This window comes from Pseudoxanthomonas gei, from assembly GCF_010119615.1.
Lineage (GTDB): Bacteria > Pseudomonadota > Gammaproteobacteria > Xanthomonadales > Xanthomonadaceae > Pseudoxanthomonas_A > Pseudoxanthomonas_A gei.
On sequence record NZ_QOVG01000014.1, the window covers coordinates 1 to 21,517 of the forward strand.

17 protein-coding genes are annotated in these 21,517 nt (G+C 68.4%); 7 read left to right on the top strand and 10 right to left on the bottom strand.

Annotation, left to right across the window (positions count from 1 at the left end):
• Positions 1-48: 48 nt before the first annotated feature.
• Positions 49-1,863, top strand: a complete 1,815-nt coding sequence (gene rho / locus DT603_RS15335) for a transcription termination factor Rho (protein WP_162350864.1) — start codon at positions 49-51, stop codon at positions 1,861-1,863.
• Positions 1,864-1,944: 81 nt separating this feature from the next.
• On the opposite strand, the gene DT603_RS15340 is transcribed toward rho, so the two are convergent.
• Together DT603_RS15340 and DT603_RS15345 are read right to left on the bottom strand one after the other, a co-directional pair.
• Entirely contained in the window at positions 1,945-3,741 is a 1,797-nt protein-coding gene (locus DT603_RS15340) for an XVIPCD domain-containing protein (RefSeq protein ID WP_162350865.1), read from the bottom strand.
• 178 nt (positions 3,742-3,919) lie between these two features.
• On the bottom strand, positions 3,920-4,771 hold the full coding sequence (locus DT603_RS15345; protein ID WP_162350866.1) for an energy transducer TonB: 852 nt from the start codon (positions 4,769-4,771) through the stop codon (positions 3,920-3,922).
• 228 nt (positions 4,772-4,999) lie between these two features.
• Here DT603_RS15345 and DT603_RS15350 point away from each other — a divergent pair, with 228 nt between their 5' ends.
• Positions 5,000-6,811, top strand: a complete 1,812-nt coding sequence (locus DT603_RS15350) for a monovalent cation:proton antiporter-2 (CPA2) family protein (RefSeq protein WP_162350867.1) — start codon at positions 5,000-5,002, stop codon at positions 6,809-6,811.
• A 293-nt stretch (positions 6,812-7,104) separates the two neighbouring features.
• Here the strand turns inward: DT603_RS15350 and DT603_RS15355 are convergent, their stop codons facing one another.
• Entirely contained in the window at positions 7,105-10,395 is a 3,291-nt protein-coding gene (locus DT603_RS15355) for an ankyrin repeat domain-containing protein (protein WP_162350887.1), read from the bottom strand.
• A 1-nt stretch (position 10,396) separates the two neighbouring features.
• Positions 10,397-10,669 (bottom strand): YcgL domain-containing protein, encoded by a 273-nt coding sequence (locus DT603_RS15360; RefSeq protein ID WP_162350868.1) that lies wholly within the window; start codon positions 10,667-10,669, stop codon positions 10,397-10,399.
• A 279-nt stretch (positions 10,670-10,948) separates the two neighbouring features.
• On the opposite strand from DT603_RS15360, the gene DT603_RS15365 reads away from it, so the two are divergent.
• From DT603_RS15365 to DT603_RS15385, 5 genes are all read left to right on the top strand, one after another.
• Positions 10,949-12,148, top strand: coding sequence for a beta-ketoacyl-[acyl-carrier-protein] synthase family protein (locus tag DT603_RS15365; protein ID WP_162350888.1), 1,200 nt, complete (start codon positions 10,949-10,951; stop codon positions 12,146-12,148).
• Positions 12,145-12,942 (top strand): beta-ketoacyl synthase chain length factor, encoded by a 798-nt coding sequence (locus tag DT603_RS15370; RefSeq protein WP_162350869.1) that lies wholly within the window; start codon positions 12,145-12,147, stop codon positions 12,940-12,942. The genes DT603_RS15365 and DT603_RS15370 overlap by 4 nt, the downstream gene beginning before the upstream one ends.
• On the top strand, positions 12,935-13,762 hold the full coding sequence (locus DT603_RS15375) for a glycosyltransferase family 2 protein (protein WP_162350870.1): 828 nt from the start codon (positions 12,935-12,937) through the stop codon (positions 13,760-13,762). Before DT603_RS15370 ends, DT603_RS15375 begins: the two co-directional genes overlap by 8 nt.
• A complete protein-coding gene (locus DT603_RS15380; RefSeq protein ID WP_162350871.1) occupies positions 13,759-15,378 on the top strand; it encodes an NAD(P)/FAD-dependent oxidoreductase in 1,620 nt (539 codons plus the stop codon). The genes DT603_RS15375 and DT603_RS15380 overlap by 4 nt, the downstream gene beginning before the upstream one ends.
• Before the next feature lie 84 nt (positions 15,379-15,462).
• Positions 15,463-15,756: a GIY-YIG nuclease family protein gene (locus DT603_RS15385; protein ID WP_162350872.1), complete on the top strand. Its 294-nt coding sequence runs from the start codon at positions 15,463-15,465 to the stop codon at positions 15,754-15,756.
• Positions 15,757-16,023: 267 nt separating this feature from the next.
• Here the strand turns inward: DT603_RS15385 and fabG are convergent, their stop codons facing one another.
• Genes fabG through DT603_RS15415 form a run of 6 tightly spaced genes read right to left on the bottom strand, consistent with a single transcriptional unit; the run spans position 16,024 to position 21,441 of the window.
• Positions 16,024-16,755, bottom strand: a complete 732-nt coding sequence (gene fabG, locus DT603_RS15390; RefSeq protein ID WP_162350873.1) for a 3-oxoacyl-ACP reductase FabG — start codon at positions 16,753-16,755, stop codon at positions 16,024-16,026.
• Positions 16,756-16,782: 27 nt separating this feature from the next.
• The gene (locus DT603_RS15395; protein WP_162350874.1) at positions 16,783-17,232 is read right to left on the bottom strand and encodes a hotdog family protein; all 450 of its coding nucleotides are present in this window, start codon (positions 17,230-17,232) and stop codon (positions 16,783-16,785) included.
• Positions 17,219-19,558 (bottom strand): MMPL family transporter, encoded by a 2,340-nt coding sequence (locus tag DT603_RS15400; RefSeq protein WP_162350875.1) that lies wholly within the window; start codon positions 19,556-19,558, stop codon positions 17,219-17,221. The genes DT603_RS15395 and DT603_RS15400 overlap by 14 nt, the downstream gene beginning before the upstream one ends.
• Positions 19,558-20,199: a LolA-related protein gene (locus DT603_RS15405; protein ID WP_343037778.1), complete on the bottom strand. Its 642-nt coding sequence runs from the start codon at positions 20,197-20,199 to the stop codon at positions 19,558-19,560. Before DT603_RS15405 ends, DT603_RS15400 begins: the two co-directional genes overlap by 1 nt.
• The gene (locus DT603_RS15410; protein WP_162350876.1) at positions 20,144-21,151 is read right to left on the bottom strand and encodes a lysophospholipid acyltransferase family protein; all 1,008 of its coding nucleotides are present in this window, start codon (positions 21,149-21,151) and stop codon (positions 20,144-20,146) included. The genes DT603_RS15405 and DT603_RS15410 overlap by 56 nt, the downstream gene beginning before the upstream one ends.
• Positions 21,148-21,441, bottom strand: a complete 294-nt coding sequence (locus DT603_RS15415; protein WP_162350877.1) for an ApeI family dehydratase — start codon at positions 21,439-21,441, stop codon at positions 21,148-21,150. Before DT603_RS15415 ends, DT603_RS15410 begins: the two co-directional genes overlap by 4 nt.
• Positions 21,442-21,517 lie beyond the last annotated feature (76 nt).

The following is a 21,517-nucleotide window of genomic DNA, read 5'->3' on the forward strand; positions in this document are numbered from 1 at the left end:
CCCCGCCCGCATTCGTGGGCGCTCGCCACCTAGCGAGGAATCGCACCTTTGTCTGACAACACCCCTGAAGCCGGCGACGCCGGCGCTCCTGCCGAGAAGCGTGCGCGCAAGCCGCGCGTCGCCAAGGCCGCTCCGGCCTCCGAAGCACCTGCCGCTCCGGCACCCGTTTCCAGCTCACCCCCACCGGCTCCCGCCGCGCCTCCAGCGCCGCGACCCGAATCCCAGCAGCCTGCCGCGGTCTCCCCGCCGCCGGCGCTGTCCCAGCCGCAGTTCCAGGGCGGCAACGTCCAGGACGGCGGCCAGTCCCCATCCAGTTCCCCTGCCGGCAACGCCCAAGGCAACCCGCAGGGTGGCCAGCAGGGCAATCCGCAGGGCGGCCAGCACGGCGGCCAGCAAGGTGGGGAAGCGCGCGGCGGCGACCAGAACCGCTTCCAGAAGAATGACGGCGGCGGCAACAATCGCCGCGACCGTTTCCGCAACCGCCGCGACCGCGACCAGCAGCAGCCGCGTGGCCGCAACGACGGCCTGCCGGACGACAACGGTGCCAATGAGGTGTTCGTGCCGCGTGGTCCGGCTCCCGGCGTGCCGGAAGGCTTTCCCCAGTATTCGCTGAGCGACCTCAAGCGCATGCCGGCGCAGAAGCTGCTCGATATCGCCGAGCAGCTGAGCATCCACGAAGGCGTGGCCCGCGCGCGCAAGCAGGATGTGATCTTCGCCCTGCTGAAGGTGCTGACCCGCCATGGCGAAGGAGTCGCCGCCGACGGCGTGCTGGAAATCCTGCCGGACGGCTTCGGCTTCCTGCGCGCGGCCGAGGCCAGCTACCTGGCCGGCCCGGATGACACCTACATCTCGCCCAGCCAGATCCGCCGCTTCAACCTGCGTACTGGCGACCACCTTAGCGGCCGCATCCGTTTCCCCAAGGACGGCGAACGCTACTTCGCGCTGTCGGTGGTGGACACCATCAACGGCGAGCCGATCGAGGCCAGCAAGGGCAAGGTCCTGTTCGAGAACCTGACCGCACTGTTCCCGCGCCGCCGCTTCACCCTGGAGCGCGGCAACGGTTCCAGCGAGGACATCTCCGGCCGGATCATGGATCTGATGGCGCCGCAGGGCAAAGGCCAGCGCGCGCTGATCGTGTCGCCGCCCAAGGCCGGCAAGACCATCCTGATGCAGCAGATCGCCACCGCGATCACCACCAACCATCCTGACGTGCACATGATCGTGCTGCTGATCGACGAGCGTCCGGAAGAAGTGACCGAAATGCAGCGCACGGTGCGCGGCGAAGTGATCAGCTCCACCTTCGACGAGCCGGCCGCGCGCCACGTGCAGGTCGCCGAGATGGTGATCGAGCGCGCCAAGCGCCTGGTCGAGCACAAGAAGGACGTGGTGATCCTGCTCGACTCCATCACCCGCCTGGCCCGCGCCTACAACAACGTGGTGCCCAGCTCCGGCAAGGTGCTGTCCGGCGGCGTCGACGCCAACGCCCTGCATCGCCCGAAGCGTTTCTTCGGCGCGGCGCGCAATGTCGAGGAAGGCGGCTCGCTGACCATCATCGCCACGGCACTGGTGGAAACCGGCAGCAAGATGGACGAGGTGATCTACGAAGAGTTCAAGGGCACCGGCAACAGCGAAGTGCACCTGAATCGCCGTATCGCCGAGAAGCGCGTGTACCCGGCTATCGACATCAACCGCTCCGGCACCCGCCGCGAGGACCTGCTGATCGAACCTGAGCTGCTGCAGAAGATCTGGATCCTGCGCAAGCTGCTGCACCCGATGGACGAGATCACCGCGATGGAATTCCTGCTCGACAAGATGAAGAACACCAAGTCCAACGACGAGTTCTTCAGTTCGATGCGGCGCTGAGTCCGGCCTGCTGGAAGAGAAGAAAACGCCCCGCATCGCGGGGCGTTTTTCATTCAGGCCCGCGCAGTCGCGACGCCGTAGTCAGAGGCCGCGTCCGCCGGGAACCTGCGTGGCCTGGGAGGGTGGTTCCGCATTGGCAATACCGCGCGCAACCAGTTGGCTGCTGGCCTCCACTGTCTGCCGTGAAGCCGACGCCACTTCCACCGACACGATCTGCGCCGCCGGTGATTTCGGATCGCCCTGCACGGCGAAGACCTTGCTGCCGTCGCGGCTCAGGAGCAGGTGGTCGACGCGGCTCAATCCACCCTCGCGTGCCAGTGGCACCAGGGCGGCGGCCAGGTTCTCCTGCTGCCGGGCATCGAGCTTGCTGGCAGCTCCGCTGGCCTGGACCTTGCCGAGCAGGTCCTTGTACAGGCCGTTCAATACATGCGCGCCGCTGCTGAGGATGACGGCGGCACGCAATCCCTCCTCGATCGCGCCACCGGTTTGGTCGGCGTTGCGGTTGCCCCGTGGCTGCGCAGTGACAGGCAACAGATAGGCGCCACGCTCGCGTTCGCCGTCGCGATCGCGCACGTAGCGTTTGACGTCCTTGAGTTCCAGGTCGAGGAAGTCCTTGGTCGAGCCCTTCGCCGCCTGCGCCAGCTGCATGGCCTGCTCCGCGCCCAGCCGATCCAGCCCCTTGCCCGATGCCAGCGCATCGACCAGCGAATCGGGATCGACTTTCTGCCTGAGGAAAGCCAGGAAACGCCCGCGTGTTTCCGCGTTCTGGCCCAGACCCTCGAGCACGCGCGTGGCGGTGGACAGCGCGTTGCCGGCGTCCGTCGGCATGCCTGCGATCTGCCGCATCACCCCATTGATCGCCTGCTTCGGTTCCATGCCGATGGCGAAGGGAAAGCGTTCACGGAACTCATCCCAGCGCGGGGCAAGCAGGGCCTCGCGCGCGTGCCTGATCAACTGGTAGGCGCCGGCGGCGAAGGCGACGATGGCGATGCCGACCGGGGCCACTCCGATGACCGCGCCGACCAGTCCTGCATTGCGCGCGCCCATCATCAAGGCCACGCTTCCCGCATTGCCCGCCAGGGTGAAGCCGCCGTTGAGCAGGTCAAAGGCTGCGTCCACGCGCTGGTCTGTGTTCAACGCCTTGCCGGTCAGTGGGTCGCGCCCGTTGAAGACGCGTCCGGCGTTCTCGCCGAGGTCCCTTGCTTCCTTGGCGACATGCCTGATCGCGCTGTAGCGTTCCAGGATCTTCGCCGCTTCGCGTTCGCGGCCGGTGCGTGTGGCGAATTCAAGCACCGCCGCCAGTGCCGCCGCATCGGGCGATTTGCCATTCCGATGGGCAACGTTGCCACTCTCGATGGCGGCCTGCAGTGCTTCCAGTGTTTCGAACACATCGCGCTGGCCGTCGTTGCGCGCCAGGCCCTTGAGTTCAACCAGCGCGCCAGTGACCGGGGCTGCCGGCCGTGCATCGCGCTGCATCGACCACTGCGTGGCGTAGTCGAGCAGCGAGGCCTGCAGCGCAGACGGAATCGCTACTGCGTAGCCGTGGAAAGGTGGTGCCATGCGCCCATCGGAACGGGTTTCGCCCGCATGCAGTTTCCAGGCGGGTGCAAGGCCGGCCAGCGCGCCACCGGGACCACTCCCCGCGGCAATCGTGGCTTCCAGCGTGTCTTCGTCCACGACCAGGCCGTTGCGTTGCAGTGCATCGGCGACCAGCGCGCGCAGCACCGTGGCGCTAGACCAGGCTTGGTCGGCAGGCAAGAGCGCGGCGTAAGGCTGGAGGTCCGAGAGAGGACCCTGGCCGGCGTAGCGGCGCGGGAGTGGCCCGGTATGGGCCGCGACGTCGTCCGTGGTGCGGGCTGATTCGACTGCTGCATCCATTGCATCGACTCCTTGTCGAAAGGGAAAGCTCCTGCTGTCCTTGCCTGCGCGTGTCCTGCCGCGGCCACCGGATCATGCCTTCAACAAGGACGGCGGGCAAATACCGGCGACGACCGGCCTGGCCCAAAAAAAACAGCCCCGCATTGCGGGGCTCTTTGTTACCCGTACCCTCAGGCCATCAGGTCCCGCCCAGCGGGGTGAGCAACTTCGGGCCGTGGTCCTGGCCGATCAGGTAATCCCCGCCCTCGGCGAGCGAGTCCGGAGAGAATCCAGGCCGCTCCTGCTCCGATGCCCAGGGCAGGGTCTGGCGCGGACCCGGGATGTACGTTTCCCATTTGCCGTACACATAGCGGTGGTTGTCCATCTTGAAATCCACCGGCACCCGCACCTGCCAGTATTCGTCGTCCGCCAGGTCGCCCTTGACCGGCGGCTTGTATTTCCAATCCCGCACCGCCTGCAGGGTGGCGTCACCCAACGCCTTGCGCCACGCGGCCATCTCGTTCCGGGTACCGATGGTGCGCAGGTTGACCTGTTCGACCACTGCATCGGAGACGCGGCCGTCCTTTTCGATTTTCGCCACGACATAGACCGTGCCCTGCGCTCCACTGCGCAGGACCGGCTCGGGGTAGCGCGGAGCCCTTGTGCTGAGTCGGGAAATCGCCTCCCCTTCCCTGGGCTTGTCGTCATGGAAACTGGCGTTGCGGATGGAGATGACGTAGCTGTCCTTGCCCTGCGCGCGTGCCACCACGCGCATGCTCATCGGGCTGCGCGCGCGCCTCGCTTCGCCGTCGACGATGACCGGTTCGAACTTCCACGCCATGACCTGCTTCTGCACGAAGTCGACCAGCCCGGCCGGGAATTTCTCCGGCTGATCCAGCAGGACCGAGGTCACGCTGCCATCGACGCTGGTCTCGATGGTGCCCTTGACCAGCATGCTCGACTCCACCTGCCTGAGAGTTTCCGCGCGGCTGACGGCGTGCGCGGCGAAGGGCAGCAAAGCGAACAACAGGGCGACACTCCAGGTCTTCATGCGGGCTTCCTTGGTTTTGGGAGGTTTGGCGGAGTCTAGCCGTCGCTGGCATGAACGCAACCAACCCCCACTTTGCGGAGGGTCGACCCGCCTCAGTCCACCTTCCAGGGAGGACTCGGGATTGCGGTGAATCGCCGGCTTCGGGTTTCGTGGCGGAATACGGGAGGCAGACATGTGGGGCGAGCAAGCGGCGTCTGCCCCTCATAATGCCGGCACGGAGGTGCGCGCATGCACGGCAGTGGTCTTGAATTGGCCTTGGTATTCCTGCTGGCGGCAGTGCTGGCGGTACCGTTGTTCAAGCGTTTCGGGCTGGGCGCGGTGCTGGCCTACCTGGTGGCCGGCGTAACCCTGGGACCGGACGGGCTGGGGCTGGTCCGCGATGCGGACCGCATCATCAATGCGGCCGAGATCGGCGTGGTGATGATGCTGTTCGTGATCGGGCTGGAACTGTCGCCCTCGCGCCTGAAACTGATGCGCAAGCCGATCTTCGGCGCCGGCGGGCTGCAGGTGCTGCTCAGCACGGCGGTGCTGGGGGCGTTGTTCATGGTCCTGGACCTGCACTGGAAGACTTCGCTGGTGGTCGGCCTGGGCCTGGCGCTGTCCTCCACCGCGGTGAGCCTGCAGCTGCTGTCCGAACGCAAGGAACTGCAAAGCGACTACGGACGCCTGGCCTTCGCGATCCTGCTGTTCCAGGATCTGGCCGCGATCCCGCTGCTGGCCGCCATACCGTTGCTGGCCGGGGCCAAGAACGAGACCCTGACCTGGACCATGGTGCTGCAGGCGGTGGGCGCGATCGCGGTGGTCGTCCTGGGCGGGCGCCTGTTCCTGCGGCAGATGTTCCGCGTGGTGGCGCGTACGCGCATGCCCGAGGTATTCACCGCCAGTGCGCTGCTGGTGCTGCTGGGCACAGCCTGGTTCATGCAGCTGGCCGGACTGAGCGCCGGACTGGGCGCGTTCCTGGCCGGCGTGCTGCTGTCGGATTCCGAATTCCGGCATGAACTCGAGTCGCAGATCGAGCCCTTCAAGGGCCTGCTGCTGGGCCTGTTCTTCATTGCCGTGGGCATGGACATCGACGTCGACCGGGTGATGGCCGAACCGCTGCTCATCGCCGGCGGGGTCGCGTCCCTGCTGCTGGTCAAGTTTACCCTGCTGTTCCTGATCGGGCGCTGGCCGGGCCGGTTGCCGGTGCGCTCGGCACTGATGCTCGCGGGGGTGTTGTGGTTGGGCGGCGAGTTCGCCTTCGTGGTGTTCAGCGAGGCGGTGCGCGTGGGCCTGCTGGAGGACGCGACGCGCGACCGGCTGGTGGCCATCGTGGGCGTGTCGATGGCGATGACGCCGTTGCTGCTGATCGCGATGTCGAAGTTGCTGCTGAAGGGCAAGAAGCCGGCGGCGACCCGGGAATTCGACAAGATCGACGAAGGCGACCTGCAGCCGCAGGTTCTGATCGCCGGCATGGGCCGGTTCGGGCAGATCGTGGCGCGCCTGCTCACCGCCCAGCGCATTCCGTTCGTGGCCCTGGAACACAGCCCCGAACAGGTCGAGGACATGCGCCGCTTCGGCAGCCGCATCTATTTCGGCGACCCGACCCGGCCGGAGCTGTTGCGCGCGGCCGGCGCCCAGCACGTCAAGGCGTTCGTGATCGCGGTGGACGACACCGAGACCAACATCAAGGCCACGCGCCTGATCCGGCGCATGTATCCCAAGGCGATGATCTTCTCGCGCGCACGCAACCGCCAGCATGCCTGGCGGTTGATGGACCTGGGCGCAGAAGCCTTCCGCGAGACCTTTGGTTCCAGCATCGAGATGGGCGAGCAGGTGCTGGTGGCGCTGGGCCTGTCGCCGGAGATGGCGGCCGACCACGTGCGCCGGTTCCGCGCCCACGACGAGAAACTGCTGCGCGCCCAGCACCTGGTCTATGACGACGACGCGGCCGTGGTGCAGACCGCACGCGACGCGCGCCAGGACCTGGAAAAACTGTTCGAGGCCGACGTCAGCGACACCGATGAGCTGGACCCAGACGAAGCGACCAAACCCGCGTAGGGCGGGCCCGGGCCCGCCATTGCCATCGGTCACCACCGACGGCAACAAAGCGAAACCACCCCCACGGACGGATTCAGGCGACGCCACGTAGGGCGGGTCTTGACCCGCCATTGCCATCCGTCAATTACCGACGGCAACAAAACGGAATCGCCTGGCTTGGTTAGCGCGTTTGCCGTGTACCGAGACGTGTCCCGGCATGGCAATGGTTGGGCTGTGGCCGCGACATGGTTTGTTCGCTAGGTGGCGAGGCACGGTGCCGGCATGGCAATGGCGGGTCAAGACCCGCCCTGCGTTTACCGCGGCTCGCGCAGGAACCTGGCCATCGAGGCACCCGGCACCACCGGCGAGAACTCGGCGGCCACGTCGACGAAGCCACGCATCACCGCCACTTCGCGCGGGGTGCGGTTGAGCGCATCGCGCAGGTCGGGGTCGGCGCCGGTGCGCAGCAGGCGCTGGACCACGCGCAGCAGGCCGTGCAGGGCGGCCAGGTGCAGCGGCCCGAAACCACGCGGATCCTGCACGTCCAGCGATACCTCTTCATCCAGCAGGCGTTCCAGCGCGGCCAGTACCACTTCCTCGTCGCAGGACGTGCCGGGCTCGGCGCGCGCGCCCAGCAGCAACAGCAGCGGCGTCACCGCGCCGGCGGCGACCTGTTCGGGCTCGGCGCCGGCCAGCAGCAGGGTGTCGAACAGGGCGACCAGGCGCGGCTTGTCGCGTGCAATGAAACCGAACAGCGCCGCGCAATGCAGCGGGGTCAGGCCCTGCGCATCGCTGGCGTGCACGTTGGCGCCAGCGGTCAGCAGGCGCGCGGCGATGTCGGGCAGGCCCAGGGCCGAGGCCAGCATCAGCACGGTGACGCCGCCGGGCAGGCGGTATTCAAGCTGCGCGCCGGCGGCAAGCAGGTCCTGGACGATGTCGGCCTGGCGCATGCTGACCGCCGCCGACAGCGGCGTGGCACCGGTGTTGGCCGCATGCTGCGGATCGGCGCCGCGACCGAGCAACAGGTCGACCGTGGCGCGGTGTCCGCCGCCGGCGGCGCGCAGCAGGGCGGTACAGCCCTGCGCGTCGGGTGAATCCACCGCAAAGCCCAGGTCGAGAAGGCGGCGCACGGCGTCGGCATCACCGGCCATGGCCGCAGCCGGCAGGTCGGCCGCGCGCAACGCGCGTTTGGGCAATGCCCATCCGCGCCAGTCCAGCCAGTCGGCCAGGTCGCGGCGACCGCTGGCCAGGGCCACGCCCAGCGGCGTCTGCCCGTCGGCGGCCCGCGCATGCGGCGAGGCGCCCTTGGCGATGAGTTGTTTCAGCACCACTTCGCGGCCCAGCGCGGTGGCCAGGTGCAGGGCCGACATGCCGTGGCCGTCACGCGCTTCCCGGTCCACGCCCAGGTCGAGCAGGCGGTCGATCAGACGCGACCAGCCCAGCCGCACGGCGAGCGACAGGGCAGGATCATCGGCCTGGGTGGGTGCGAAGGGATCGGCGCCGCGCTCGAGCATTTCCAGCGCGAACGCCTCGGCACCCTGCATCGAGGGATTGCCATGCAGGCTGGCGGCCAGGAAGCGCGACAGGCCGCCGGCGCCGGCGGGCGAAACGCCACGCTGCAGCAGCGCGCGCAACACCGGCAGTGCCTCGGGGCCGCGCGCTAGCAGGGCGAACAAGGCGGTGTCGCCCAGGTCGTCGCGTGCTTCGGCGGCGGCGCCCTGGGCCAGCAACCACTCCACGCGGGCGGCGGCGCCCACCACGCCGGGATCGTGCAGCAGGCTGCCCAGCTCCTGCGCCGAGCAGAGTTTCGCCAGGGCTTGCAGGCCGTCGTAGCGATCGCCCTGCACACCGTCGCGAACCAGTTCCAGCGGGGCACGGTCGGCCGGGACCCGTTCGCCCTCGGCTTCAACCTCGTCGTCGCTTTCTGCCACCGCCGCTGGGAGGACATAGACCGGATCAAGCGCCGACACGATGGCCCAGCGCCCGGCTTCGGCGGCAAGATCGACTGCGCGCTTGCCCTGGTGGTCGGCATGATCGGGGTCCACGCCCAGTTCCAGCAGGCGTCGCACCAGCGCGGCAGGCACCGACTCGCCGGTGCAGGCCAGCATCAGCGCGTTGCGGCCCTCGCCATCCTCGTCATCGCGGTGGGCACCGGCCAGGGCCAGTACATCGAGCGCGGCGACATGACCGCCCCGGGCCGCGTCCAGAAAAGACGTACGGCCGGCGTGGTCGCGGCCCTGCACATCGGCACCGGCCGCCAGCAGGGTGGTGATGATGTCGACGTGGCCGGCGAGCGCGGCCTCATGCAAGGCGCTGCGCCCCTGCGGGTCGCGGGTGTCGGCCTTGGCCTTGTGCTTGAGCAGCAGCTGCACGCCGGCGGGGTCGTCTTCCTCGGTGGCGGCCGCCGCCAGCAGGACCGGCTGTCCGCCTGCGGGTTCCGGCCTGGCGCCACGCTCAAGCAGGAACTTGGCCAGGCGCCAGTTGCCGGCAACGCAGGCCACGCCGAGCGGAGTGACGCCTTCCAGGTTCAATGCATCGATCTCGGCGGCGGCATCGCGCAGCAGCGCCGCCACGCCGGGGTCGGAACTGCGCGCGGCGTGGTGCAGGGGCGTGTTGCCGTCGCGATCGGCCGTGCGCGGGTCGGCACCATTGGCCAGCAGGGTGGTCACCGCGTCGGGCCGGCCATGCCAGCTGTCGCGGGTGGCCGCCAGCAGCGGGGTCATGCCGGCCTGGGCCTGGTTGAGGTCGATGCCGTGCCCGATCAACGCACGCAGCAGACGCAGGTCGGGCAGCACCGCGGCCAGGGTGGCCAGGCTGCGCTGGTCGCGGGGGTCGGCAGGCACGGCCTGCGGATCGGCGCCCGCGTCCAGCAACTCGAGGGCACGCTCGACCCGGCCAGCGCGGGCGGCAGCAAACAGCGACGCGTCCAGGTCTTCGGCACGCGGCACGGCGGCCGCGAACGCCTCATGTCCAGAGGAAACCGGCGCCATCACCACCACCGGCAGCGCACGTGCCGGTGAACTGCGTTGCAGCAACCAGTGCAGCGGGGGCAGCAGCAGCGCATAGACCACCGCCAGGCTTGCCTGCCAACCCGCAGGCACAACCCCAGGCCAGGCCAGCGCGCCGCCCAGGCCGATTGCCAGCGCCACCAGCGCGGCCACGCCCAGGCCGTGCCAGGCGTGGATGTCGCGCTCGGGCAGTCCATGCCAGTGCGCGGCCAGGGTGCCGCCTTCGCGTTCCAATCCCTGCCACAAAGGCCAGGTACGCCACAGACCGATGAGCAGCACGCCTGCCACCGCGCTCAAACCCAGCGCGGCCGGCAGGCTGCCGCTGTCACGCAGGGACGCCAGCGGCCATGCCACCAGCACTGCAGCCACTGCAAAGCCGATCGCCCACAGCGCCAGCAGCGCCAGGCCCTCACGGCGGGTGATCGCCCCGGCGGCGCGCAGGCGGGTGCCTCGCCACCAGGAAACCGCCAGCGCCAGCACCGGCTGCGCCAGCACCGCGCCCAGCACGGCAGCCACTCCGCCCACGGCCGTCAGTGCCGCCAGCGCCAGGCCCAGCAGCAGCGCGATGCCGCTCGCATGCCGGGTCAGCCAGGCCATCCTAGCCATGGGTGCGCCCGTCGTTGCCGGCATCCAGGTCGAAAATCTTCGGCGGAAACTGCAGGTGGAAGCCGTGCGCTGCCAGGTTCTGGCGCACGGTTTCGGTGTTCTCGCGCGCCAGTTTGCGCTCCGGAGTCAGCGCCACTTCCAGCACGAAGCTGAGTTCGCCCAGCGGCACGCGCAGCGACTCGGGAACGCATTCGAAATCATCGCGCTTGGCAAGGTAGACGAAGGTGTCGGACTTGCGCTGGCTCTTGTAGACGTAGGCTTGCATCCGCGCGTGACGCGCCCTGCGTGTTGGGGGTGGTGAGGATTGTGGAGGAAACGCCGGCATAGCGAAACCCGCAGCGCAGCCATCAGGGCGTGGCCGCAGTGCGATTTCAGCGTCGTTTTCGCCGCTATCCGTGCCAAGCGGCCCGGCTCACAACACTGAATCACGCACCCGTCCTGCGGCTTGTTCAGCCGCTGCGAAATTCCGGCGCAGGTGCACTGGCTATACTTCCGCCACTTCGATTTTGCGGAACCACGCGTGCAGCCATCGTCCCCGTCACCCATGCCCGCACTGGCGATACGCGCCTATACGGCGACCACCGCATTGGGACGCGGCCGGCAGGCACAGGCCGACGCGCTGGAAGCACGCCGCAGCGGCCTGCGGGCCAACGATTTCGGCGGTCCGGAGCGGCTGCAATGCTGGATAGGACGCGTGGAAGGGCTGGAACAGTCGCCCCTGCCCGCGCCGCTGGCCGGCTGGGAATGCCGCAACAACCGCCTGGCCTGGCTGGCACTGCAGCAGGATGGCCTGCCGCAGGCCGTTGCCGAGGCCACGGCGCGGCATGGCGCCGATCGCGTGGCGGTGGTGGTGGGCACTTCCACTTCCAGCATCGGCGCCAGCGAAGAGGCCTATACGCGCCTGGATGGCGAAGGCGATGCGCGCCATTTCCCCGCCGACCTGGACCGCCCGATCGTGCACACGCCGCATTCGCTCGGCGATTTCGTGCGCCAGGCCACCGGCTTGGGCGGGCCGTGCATCACCGTGGCCACCGCCTGCTCCTCCAGTGCCAAGGTCTTCGCCCAGGCCGCGCGCCTGATCCAGTCCGGGCAGGCCGACGCCGCCCTGGTCGGCGGCGTGGACACGCTGTGCGGCAGCGTGCTGTACGGTTTCAACGCCCTGCAACTGGTCGCGCCGGAACCGTGCCGGCCGTTCGACGTGACCCGGGTGGGACTGTCGCTGGGCGAAGCCGGTGGTTTCGCGCTGGTCGAACGCGCCGACCCGCAGCCGGCGGCAGGTACGCTGCAACTGCGCGGTTACGGCGAATCCAGCGACGCCCACCACATGTCAGCGCCGCATCCCGAAGGCCTGGGCGCGCAGCTGGCCATGCGTGACGCACTGGCGCGGGCGGGCATCGACGCGGACGAAGTCGGCTACCTCAACCTGCATGGCACCGCCACCCCGGCCAATGATTCGATCGAGGCCGCGGCCGTGGCCGCTATTTTCGGCGACGGCCTGCATGCCAGTTCCACCAAGGGCTGGACCGGGCACACCCTGGGCGCGGCGGGCATCGTCGAATCGGTGATTGCGCTGCTGGCGCTGGAGACCGGGCTGCTGCCTGGCATCCTCAACAGCAGCGTTCCCGACCCGGCCTGTGGCCCGCAGATCCGTTTCGACAACGCACGCCGCCCGATCAACTATGCGATGAACAATTCCTTCGGTTTCGGCGGCAACAACGCCTCGCTGGTCTTCGGCCGCGCATGACCGCGCACGTACTCAGCGCCGGCATTGCCGGTATCGGCTTCTGGACCCGCGGCTTGCCTTCGTGGGACGCCGCACGTGAGTTCATCGCCAGCGGCAGCCTGCCCGCGGACGCGCCCGCGCGGCCGTCGCCGCAGCTGCTGGCGCCCAACGAACGCCGGCGCGCCCCCGACACCGTCGCCGTGGCCCTGGACGTGGCGCTGGCCGCCTGCGTCGACGCCGGGCGCGACCCGGCGAGCCTGTCGTCGGTGTTCACCTCCACCCACGGCGACCTGCCGATCACCCATTACATGTGCGAAACCCTGGCCGGCGATCCACTTGCGATTTCGCCCACCCGCTTCCACAACTCGGTGCACAACGCCGCAGCCGGCTACTGGACCATCGGCGCCGGCGCGATGACCCCGGCCACCGCCATCAGCGCCTATGACGCCAGCTTCGCCCAGGGCCTGCTAGAGGCCATGGTGCAACTGGCCACCGGCGAAGAGGCGGTGCTGCTGGTCGGCTACGACGGCCAGGCGATGGGGCCGCTGGCACGCACCTCGCAAAGCACCGGCCTGCTGGGCGGCGCGCTGGTCCTCAGTCGCGAGGCCGTTCCCGGCCAGCCCCGGTTACGCGCCTGGCTGTCCGAAGCCGGCGCAGAAGCCGCGCCCGGGCCAGGCGCGCTGGCCCGCCTGCTGGCCGGCAATGCAATGCTGCCGATGCTGCCGCTGTTCGAGGCACTGGCACGACGCGAGGCGCGCACCCAACTGCTGGCGGGACCGGGCAGGGTACTGGCGGTGGAAATCGAATATGACTGAGTCCCACCGCCTGCAGCGCGACAACGTCGCCGTGCTGATCCCCGCATTGAACGAGGCGCTGCGGATCCGCGAAGTGGTGCTTGCCGCCTTGGAGCAATCCGCGAACGTCATCGTGGTCGACGACGGTTCCAGCGATGGCACCCACGAATGCATCGGCGACCTGCCGGTGATCCTGATCCGACATCCGCGGCGGATGGGCAAGGGCGAGGCGCTGCGCAGCGGTTTCCGCGAAGCCCGCCAACGCGGCATGCGCGGCGTGCTGACCATGGATGGCGACGGCCAGCACCGCGCCGCCGACCTGCCGCGCCTGCTGGAGTCGGCCAACCGCCACCCGGGATGCATCATCATCGGCGCGCGCCTGCGCAAGCGCGCCTCGCAACCGACCTACCGGCGCCTGGCCAACCAGTTCGGCGACTGGGGACTTGCCTGGGGTACCGGCTACCAGATCACCGACAGCCAGAGCGGCCAGCGCTTCTACCCGGCTGAAGTGATCGCGCTGGACGATATCCCCGGCGAGAATTTCGCCTTCGAGGCGCAGATCGTGATTTCCGCGGCGCGCCGGCTGGGCACCCGCTGCGTATCGGTGCCGATCGAGTCGCGCTACCGCGCCGCCGGCTGCGACGAGCAGTTCCGCGCCAGCCACTTCCGGCCCCTGCTGGACCTGTACCGCATCACCAGTCACATCGTCATCCAGGCCGTGCGCTACGGTGGACTGCCCGCGGTGTATCGCAGCATCCAGGCCAACCCCCCGCTCATCGACGACCCCAGCGGTGAGTTCGGCCATTCCCCCAACCGCGCAGAGAGCCGGAAACCCATATGAAAGAAGCCGCCACCGACGTCGTGATCCTGGGTGGCGGCCTTGCCGGCCTCAGCCTGGCCATCCAGCTGAAGCAGCGCGATCCCGGCATCGCGGTCACCGTGCTGGAACGCCGCGCCCATCCGGTGCGCGAGGCGGCCTTCAAGGTCGGCGAATCAACGGTGGAGATCGGCGCGCACTACTTCGCCAGCGTGCTCGGGTTCCGCGAACACCTGGAAACCGAGCAGATCCGCAAGTTCGGCTTCCGCTTCTTCTTTTCCGAAGGCCGCGAGGACATCGACCGCTGCACCGAGCTCGGCGTCAGCAAACTGCTGCCGGCGCCTTCGTGGCAGCTGGACCGCGGCCGCTTCGAGAATTTCCTCGGCGAACAGGCGCGTGCGCTGGGCGTGGATTTCCGCGACGGCGCGGTGGTGCGCGGCATCGAGCTGGACCAGCAGGAGCAGCCGCACGCGGTGACCTTCGAGCATGCCGGCGAAAAAAGCACGGTCGCGGCGCGCTGGGTAGTCGACGCCGCCGGCCGCGCCGGCCTGATCAAGCGCAAGCTCGACCTGGCCCAGAGCAACGGCCACGACGCCAATGCGGTGTGGTGGCGCGTGGATGGTTTCGTCGATCCCAACCAGTGGTCCGACGACCCGCAATGGCTGGCGCGCTGCACGCCGCCGGACCGCTGGCGCTCGACCAACCACATGTGCGGGCCGGGGTACTGGTTCTGGCTGATCCCGCTGTCGTCCGGCGCCCATTCGCTGGGCATCGTCTGCGACGCCAAGATGCATCCGCTGGAGACCATGAACACCTTCGAGAAGGCGATGGCCTGGGTGCACGAACACCAGCCGCAGGTCGCGCGCTCGCTGGAAAAACCCGAACACAAGTTGCAGGACTTCCTGTTCCTGCGCCACTTCTCCTATGGCTGCAAGCAGGTGTTCAGTGGCGACCGCTGGGCGCTGACCGGCGAGGCCGGATTGTTCCTGGATCCGTTCTATTCGCCAGGCAGCGACTTCATCGCCATGAGCAACACCTTCATCTGCGACCTGATCGGCAAGGACCGCGCCGGACAGTCGTTCGCGCCCTACGCCGACATCTACCAGCAGATGTATTTCTCGTTCTACGAGAACACGCTGACGCTGTATCAGGACCAGTACCCGCTGTTCGGCGATGCCCAGGTGATGCCGGTCAAGGTGATCTGGGACTACACCTATTACTGGGCGCTGCTGGCGCCGTTGTTCTTCGGTGAACGCCTCACCGACATCAACCTGATCGGCAAGCTGCGCCCGCAATTCCTGCGCGGCCGCCAGCTCAACCTGTCGGTGCAGGCGCTGCTGCGCGAATGGGGTGAATGCAACACCGCGCCGCTGACGCCGGACGCGCGTTTCCTCAACCAGTACGAGATCCAATGGTTCCATGAAATGAACCGCGCGCTGCTCGACACGCTGGACGACGCCGGTTTCATCCAGCGCATCGCCGACAACGTGGCGCGCATGGAATGGCTGGCCCGGGAAATACTGGGACGGGCACGTGGCGAGCATCCGGCCATCGACGGCCACGGGCTGGATGAATTACTGCAGGATTCAAGCGGCACCGAGACCTCGCTGGCGCCGGTCTGGTATGCCGACGCGGCCTAGGGGAATGGAAACCAGTTTTGGTCGCAGGCTGAAAAATTAGGTCGTCATCCCGGCGAACGCCGGGATCCAGCTATCGGGACAAGGATGTCCAGGAAACAACCCTGCGTCTATCTGCTGGCAAGCGGCCGCAACGGCACCCTGTATGCGGGCGTGACCGCCAACCTGCTCGCGCGGATTTCACAACACCGCGAAGGTCTGACCGAAGGGTTCACCAAGAAGTACCGCGTGCACACGCTGGTCTGGTTCGAGTTCCACTCGACCATGGCCGAGGCCATTGCGCGCGAGAAGTCCATCAAGGAATGGCGGCGCATACGCAAGATCGAGTTGATCGAGGCATGCAATCCCCATTGGCTGGACCTCTATCCCAGCCTGGTTTGACCACAGGCAGTCAGGCTGCGGATAAAACTCGACCGTCATCCCGGCGCATGCCGGGATCCAACTGTCCGTGTCGCAATCTAGGGACGGGGGACCGTAACCCCACGTCCTTGCCACTGGCTGTGGATGCACCCCATCAGGGAAGGTTGGATCCCGGCATGCGCCGGGATGACGACCCGTATTTTTCTGCGGCCGGAGGGCCTTCTGATGCAGAACGACCGCCACTACCACTGATCCGGATCGACTGCCCGCTGTTCCCCTGATGGAAAACTAACCCATTCCCCCATTGATCCCGATCACCTGCCCATTGATGTAGCCCGCATCACTGCCGCACAGGAAGGCCACCAGCGCGGCCACTTCCTCGGGCTTGCCCGCACGCCCGGCCGGCACGATCTGCTTGATCATCTCGGCCGGAAAGGTGTCGTCGGCCATGCTGCCCGCGATCACGCCGGGCGCGACCACGTTGACGGTGATGTTGCGCGCGGCCATCTCGCGCGCCAGCGACTTGGACGCGCCGTGCAGCGCGGCCTTGGCCGCGGCGTAGTTGGTCTGGCCGCGGTTGCCAAGCACGCCGGCCACCGAGGAAATGCTGACGATGCGGCCCCAGCGCGTGCGCGCCATCGGCAGCAGCAGCGGCTGGGTGACGTGGAAGAAGCCGTGCAGCGACACGTCGATCACCCGCTTCCACTGCGCCTGCGACATGCCGGCCATGGGGCCGTCGTCGTGGATGCCGGCGTTGTTGACGACGACCTGGATGGGCCCGGCCGCGAGCAGCGAATCGATCGCGACGCGCGCGGCATCGCCGTCGGCGACATCGAAGGCGACCGCTTCGGCGCTGCCCCCCGCGTCCTGGATGTCCGCGACCACGGCTGCGGCGCGCGCCAGGTTGCCATTGGCGTGGACGATCACATGCAGGCCATCGGCGGCCAGCCGGCGGCTGATCGCGCCGCCCAGGTCACCGCTTCCGCCAGTGACGATTGCACGCTTGCTCGGCTGGTTCATTGCTCTGTCCTTGCGTATTGGCTTGGATTACCCGCGGGGATTCTGCTCAGGAGCTTGCAGCATCACGGCAGCGCGGCCTTCGGCCAGCAACTTGCCGGCGTGCGAAATACGGAATGCATACTGCTGGCTGCCTTCGCCTTCCACCAGCACGTCGGCCACGCATTCGATCCAGCCCGCCAGTCCGTCCAGCTCCGCGCAGTGCAACTGCACGCCGCGCAAGGCGACCAGCATGCCGGGCCGGGCCGGGTCGCCGCCGTGCTGCGCGCGCAAGCCGCCATGCACCGCCATCGCCTGCGCGCCGTATTCGCACAGGTGCACGGCATGCAAGCGACCGCGCGAGCGCAGAGGATGCTCGGGATCGAGGTGATTCCGGGCGCGCAGGTGCACGCTGCCCGCATCCCATGCCAGCACTTCGTCCCACAGGCACATCTTGCCCTTGTGCGGAATCAGCGCTTCGATCTGCTCACGCGACAGCATTGCTTTCCTCGCTCACCGCTTGCCGTGATACCAGCAGTGCCAGCACGAAGTTGAGCAGCACACCCAGCGCCACCGTGGTGCCGATGGCGCGCAGCACCGGAATCGAGGACAGGGCCAGCAGGCTGAACACCAGCAGGGTCATCAGGCTGCACACGATCAGCGCGTGCAAGGTACGCAGCTGGTCGGCGCGGTCCTCGCCGGCGTGGTCGAAGAACAGCGCGTAATCCAGGCCCAGGCCGGCCGCCAGGATCAGCGCGACCAGATGGAACAGGTTGAGCTCGACGCCGACACCGCGCAGCACGGCCAGGATCAGCAGGGTGGTCAGCGCCATTGGCAACAACACCCGCCAGACCCGCCGCGGTTGTCGCAGTGAAGCCCATACCGTCAGCGTGAGCAGGATCGCGGCCACGCCGAGCGCGGCCAGCACCCGGCCGCGGTAGGCGGCGACCAGTGATTCGGACGCTTCCTTCATGTCCAGCAACTGCGCGCCGTGGTCTGCCGCCACCCGGGCGACGCCAGCCGGATCCTGCAGGCCGTTGAGCGACACCAGCGCGGTCAGGTGCCCGCTGGTGCCCAGCAGCAGGCCGTCGACGCTGGCGGCCAACGGCGTGCCGGCCAGGTCGGCCCGCACCAGCGGCCGCGCGCGACGCGCCAGCTCCACGTCGGCCAGGAAAGGATCAAACGCGTCCGCATTGAAAGGTGAAGCCTGCACCACCCCGGCCAGCAGCGCCTGCATCTGCGGCGCGGCCGGCAACCTGGCCTGGCGCGCGCGCTGCGCCGATGCGCTGGGCAGGTAGCGCGCCGCCATGTCGTAGCCGCCCAGCGCGCCGCTCGCTACCAATCGATCGAGCGCGGGGCGCAGGCTTTCCGAAGCCTGCAACACGGTGTCTTCGGAGGCGCCGGCCAGGGTAAGCACGTAGCGCACATCCGGCGCGCCCAGCTCGTCGCGCAAGACGGCGTCGCGCGCCAGCGCATCAGCGGGAACCGGCGTCAGTTTCGAAAGATCGTTCTGCCACAGCTGGCCGGGTGCGAACGCGATCACGGCCACTGCCACCAGAGCCAGCACGCCCAGCGACCACTTCGGCCGGGGCAGCCTGGCAATGCGCTGCCACAGGCGCGCCAGGAACGGCGAGTCGGCGAAATCCCGCGGGGCAGGATCGATCAGGCCAGGCAGCAGGAAACGCGTGCTGATTGCCGCCGCGCCCAGCCCGGCGATGGTGAACACCGCCAGTTGCTTGAGGCCGTCGACGCCGGAAAACAGGAAGGTGACATAGGCAATGCAGGTGGACACCACGCCGGTGGCCAGGGTCGGCCACAACGAACGCGCATTGGCCCACGGCGAAATGCCCGGCCGCTGGTGGCTGAAAAGGTGGATCGGATAATCCTGCACCACGCCGATCAGGGTGAAGCCGAAGGCGACGGTGATGCCATGCACGCCGTCAAATCCCAGCACCACCGCCGCCAGGCCAGCCAGGCCTGCGGTGGCCAGCGGCAGGGCGCCGAGGATCGGCATCTTCCAGCTGCGGTAGGCGACCCACAGCAACAGGATCAGCCCGATGGTGTCGACCAGTCCGATCCATTGCGCCTCGGCGGCGGTGCGTCCGCCGATCTCGACCGAGAACGCACCCGGACCGGTCAGTACCAGTTCGCTTTTCGTGCCTGCTGAAACCCTGGCGAAATCGGCATGGATGGCATCCACCGCCAGCTGTTGCCCGGTCGGGTCGAAACCCGCCGCGCGTGTCTGCGCAACCAGCAAGGCCTTGCCGCCGGCACGGTCGAACCACACCTCGTGCAGTCGCTGCGGCGCATTGGCGGGTTGCCAGCTTTCGGCCAGTTTCAGCGTTTCCAGGGTCGGATCGGAAGGCAGCAGGGGTTCGATCAACGCCGCCGCCGGCGAGCCCAGGTCCTGCACGCGCGCGTCCAGCTCCTCGCCCAGGAAGGCCGCATCCAAGGGCTGCCGGTCGAAAGTGTCGGTCAGCAGGTAGCGATACGGGCGCAGGCGTTCGGGAATAGCGTCCAGGCTGGCATCGCCGCCGTTGGCGACCAGCGCGAATTCCGGCCTGGCCGCGAGCGCCTCGCGCAGGGCCTGCGACTGCGCCGCGAGCGTGGCAGCGTCGGCGCCGGCAATCGACATCAGCAGCAGGCGCGAGCCGGGGCCTTCGCCCAGTTCGTCGATAAGCAGCTTCTGCGCCGGAGTCTCGGCGGCGGGCATGAACTTGCGCAGGTCGCCGCTGAGTTGCAGCCGCTGGCTGATCGCCCAGCCGGCCAGCGCCAGCAGCGCCAGCCACAGCAAGGCCAGCGCGATACGCCTGCGCGCGGCCGGCATCAGGACGCGTTACCGGCGCGGCACAAGGCGGCCAGTGCGGTGGCGGTGGTGGCCTTGGCAGCCTGGTGGGCGGCGCCCGCCATCAGCGTGCGCTGCAGGTCGCCCTTGAGCGGCCGGGTCTCGATGCAGCGCAGCTCGGCGCCGCGCCCGTACAGGGTGATGTCACGCACCGATGCCTTGACCTGCGCATCCCGCGGCACCAGCACCAGCGTCCATTGCTGCCGCGTGCCCTGGGTGCTCAGGCGATAGTGTTGTTCCAGCAACGCACGGTCACCGGCGAGCAGGGCGCCGAAGCTGGCCTGCAGGCCCGCCAGTTCGGGTACCCGCGACAAGGCGAAGGTGCGCGACGTCTTGCCGGCCCGCGCCAGGGTCGCCTGGCCGTTGCGCAGGGTGGTGGTCTCGGCGTACGGCGAGCGCACTTCGCGCACCAGGGTGTCGTTGTCGGGGCGCCGGTATTCGCCTTCGATGCGCAACGGCGCCTTCAGCATGGGCGAACCACGCAACTCGACGAAGGCGGTGCGCATCGGCGCCGGGCGCGCCAGCTTCTGCAGGATCCAGCCCGCGTCGGCGCGCGCAGCGGCAGGTTCAGGCGCTGCGGCGCACGGCAGTGCGGCGCTGCACAGCAGCGTCAGCATCGGCATGATCAATCGCCACGATGCGCGGTGCGTCGTCGGGCGACGGCATGCTGCCTTCATCTTCATTACCCCAGAAATCATAGAAATTGAACCAGTTGTAAGGAGCGACACGGGCGTGATGCTCCAGCCTGGCGGCGTAACGTCGGATGAGCGAGAGCACGGCCTGCGCACGCTGCTGGCGCGGTACGGCGATGCTGTCGCTGAAGCTCTCGAACGCCAGGTGGTAGCGATGGCCGCCCTGGTACAGGCCGAAGGCCAGCACCACCGGCACCTTCAGGGCCGAGGCGATCAGCCACGGCGCGGTCGGGAACGGCGCGTCGCGGCCCAGGAACTGTGCGTTCAAGGCCGGTTCCCCGGGGCGCGCCCGGTCGACCAGCAGCGCGACCAGCGCACCTTCGTCGGTAGCCTGCTTGATGGCCATGGCAATCGAGGGACCGTCCTGTCCCGCGTCGATCACGCCGGCGGCGATCTCGGGATTCAGCGTATCCAGCATCTGGGTCAGGGCCGGGTTGTGGGCCTTGTCCAGGAGCACGCGGATCTTGTAGTCCGGGCGCTGCTGCGCCAGCACGCGCATCACTTCGAAACTGCCCAGGTGCGAACCGAACAGCAACACGCCCTGCCCGCGGTCCAGCACCTCGTGCAGCTCCGGCAACCCGGTGACGCGCACGTCGAAGCCACCAAAACGCCCACCGAGCAGGAATACGCGGTCGAGGATGGTCGCGGCAAAGGTATGGATGTGGCGGGCCACCGCCCACACGCCGACGGGGCGCCCGAACACGCGCGCCAGGTAGGCACGCGACGCGCGCCGTTCCGGCCCACGCACCAGCAGGAAATACAGGGTGATCGGATACAGCAGGGCCCGGCCGATGCCACGCCCGCCGTGGCGGGCAATCCCGCGGATCAACCACAGCGCAAGCCGGCCGCCACCTTCGGGACGCTGTTTCCAGTTGGCGCTCATGCGCCAGCCGACCCTTCGGCCACCACTTCGCCACTGGCCAGCACCTCTTCACCGCGCAGTACCTGGAAGCGCCAGCGTGGCGACTCACCCTGCAACCGCACGCGCGCCGTTTCACCCGGCAGCAGCGGCTTGAGGAATTTCACCTGCGGCAGGCGCAATGCCGGCAGCGGCATGTGGTCAAGCTCGATCGCTTCCAGCACGCGGTCCAGCAGCACCACGCCGGGCACGATCGGATGGCCGGGAAAATGCCCGGGCAGGCTTGGATGGTCGGCTGTAATGGTGAACTGCATGCCGCGTGTCTTCCTGTTTCCCCTGGCCCCAAGGATACCGGAGGCACGCATGAACCACGTGCCGGCGGGCCTGCAC

What these genes read in the sequence shown, in the direction of transcription:
- DT603_RS15340 (WP_162350865.1), bottom strand. Translation starts at nt 3,741, where the DNA reads ATGGATGCAGCAGTCGAATCAGCCCGCACCACGGACGACGTCGCGGCC.
- DT603_RS15345 (WP_162350866.1), bottom strand. Translation starts at nt 4,771, where the DNA reads ATGAAGACCTGGAGTGTCGCCCTGTTGTTCGCTTTGCTGCCCTTCGCC.
- DT603_RS15350 (WP_162350867.1), top strand. Translation starts at nt 5,000, where the DNA reads ATGCACGGCAGTGGTCTTGAATTGGCCTTGGTATTCCTGCTGGCGGCA.
- DT603_RS15355 (WP_162350887.1), bottom strand. Translation starts at nt 10,395, where the DNA reads ATGGCCTGGCTGACCCGGCATGCGAGCGGCATCGCGCTGCTGCTGGGC.
- DT603_RS15360 (WP_162350868.1), bottom strand. Translation starts at nt 10,669, where the DNA reads ATGCAAGCCTACGTCTACAAGAGCCAGCGCAAGTCCGACACCTTCGTC.
- DT603_RS15365 (WP_162350888.1), top strand. Translation starts at nt 10,949, where the DNA reads ATGCCCGCACTGGCGATACGCGCCTATACGGCGACCACCGCATTGGGA.
- DT603_RS15370 (WP_162350869.1), top strand. Translation starts at nt 12,145, where the DNA reads ATGACCGCGCACGTACTCAGCGCCGGCATTGCCGGTATCGGCTTCTGG.
- DT603_RS15375 (WP_162350870.1), top strand. Translation starts at nt 12,935, where the DNA reads ATGACTGAGTCCCACCGCCTGCAGCGCGACAACGTCGCCGTGCTGATC.
- DT603_RS15380 (WP_162350871.1), top strand. Translation starts at nt 13,759, where the DNA reads ATGAAAGAAGCCGCCACCGACGTCGTGATCCTGGGTGGCGGCCTTGCC.
- DT603_RS15385 (WP_162350872.1), top strand. Translation starts at nt 15,463, where the DNA reads ATGTCCAGGAAACAACCCTGCGTCTATCTGCTGGCAAGCGGCCGCAAC.
- fabG (WP_162350873.1), bottom strand. Translation starts at nt 16,755, where the DNA reads ATGAACCAGCCGAGCAAGCGTGCAATCGTCACTGGCGGAAGCGGTGAC.
- DT603_RS15395 (WP_162350874.1), bottom strand. Translation starts at nt 17,232, where the DNA reads ATGCTGTCGCGTGAGCAGATCGAAGCGCTGATTCCGCACAAGGGCAAG.
- DT603_RS15400 (WP_162350875.1), bottom strand. Translation starts at nt 19,558, where the DNA reads ATGCCGGCCGCGCGCAGGCGTATCGCGCTGGCCTTGCTGTGGCTGGCG.
- DT603_RS15405 (WP_343037778.1), bottom strand. Translation starts at nt 20,199, where the DNA reads ATGCCGATGCTGACGCTGCTGTGCAGCGCCGCACTGCCGTGCGCCGCA.
- DT603_RS15410 (WP_162350876.1), bottom strand. Translation starts at nt 21,151, where the DNA reads ATGAGCGCCAACTGGAAACAGCGTCCCGAAGGTGGCGGCCGGCTTGCG.
- DT603_RS15415 (WP_162350877.1), bottom strand. Translation starts at nt 21,441, where the DNA reads ATGCAGTTCACCATTACAGCCGACCATCCAAGCCTGCCCGGGCATTTT.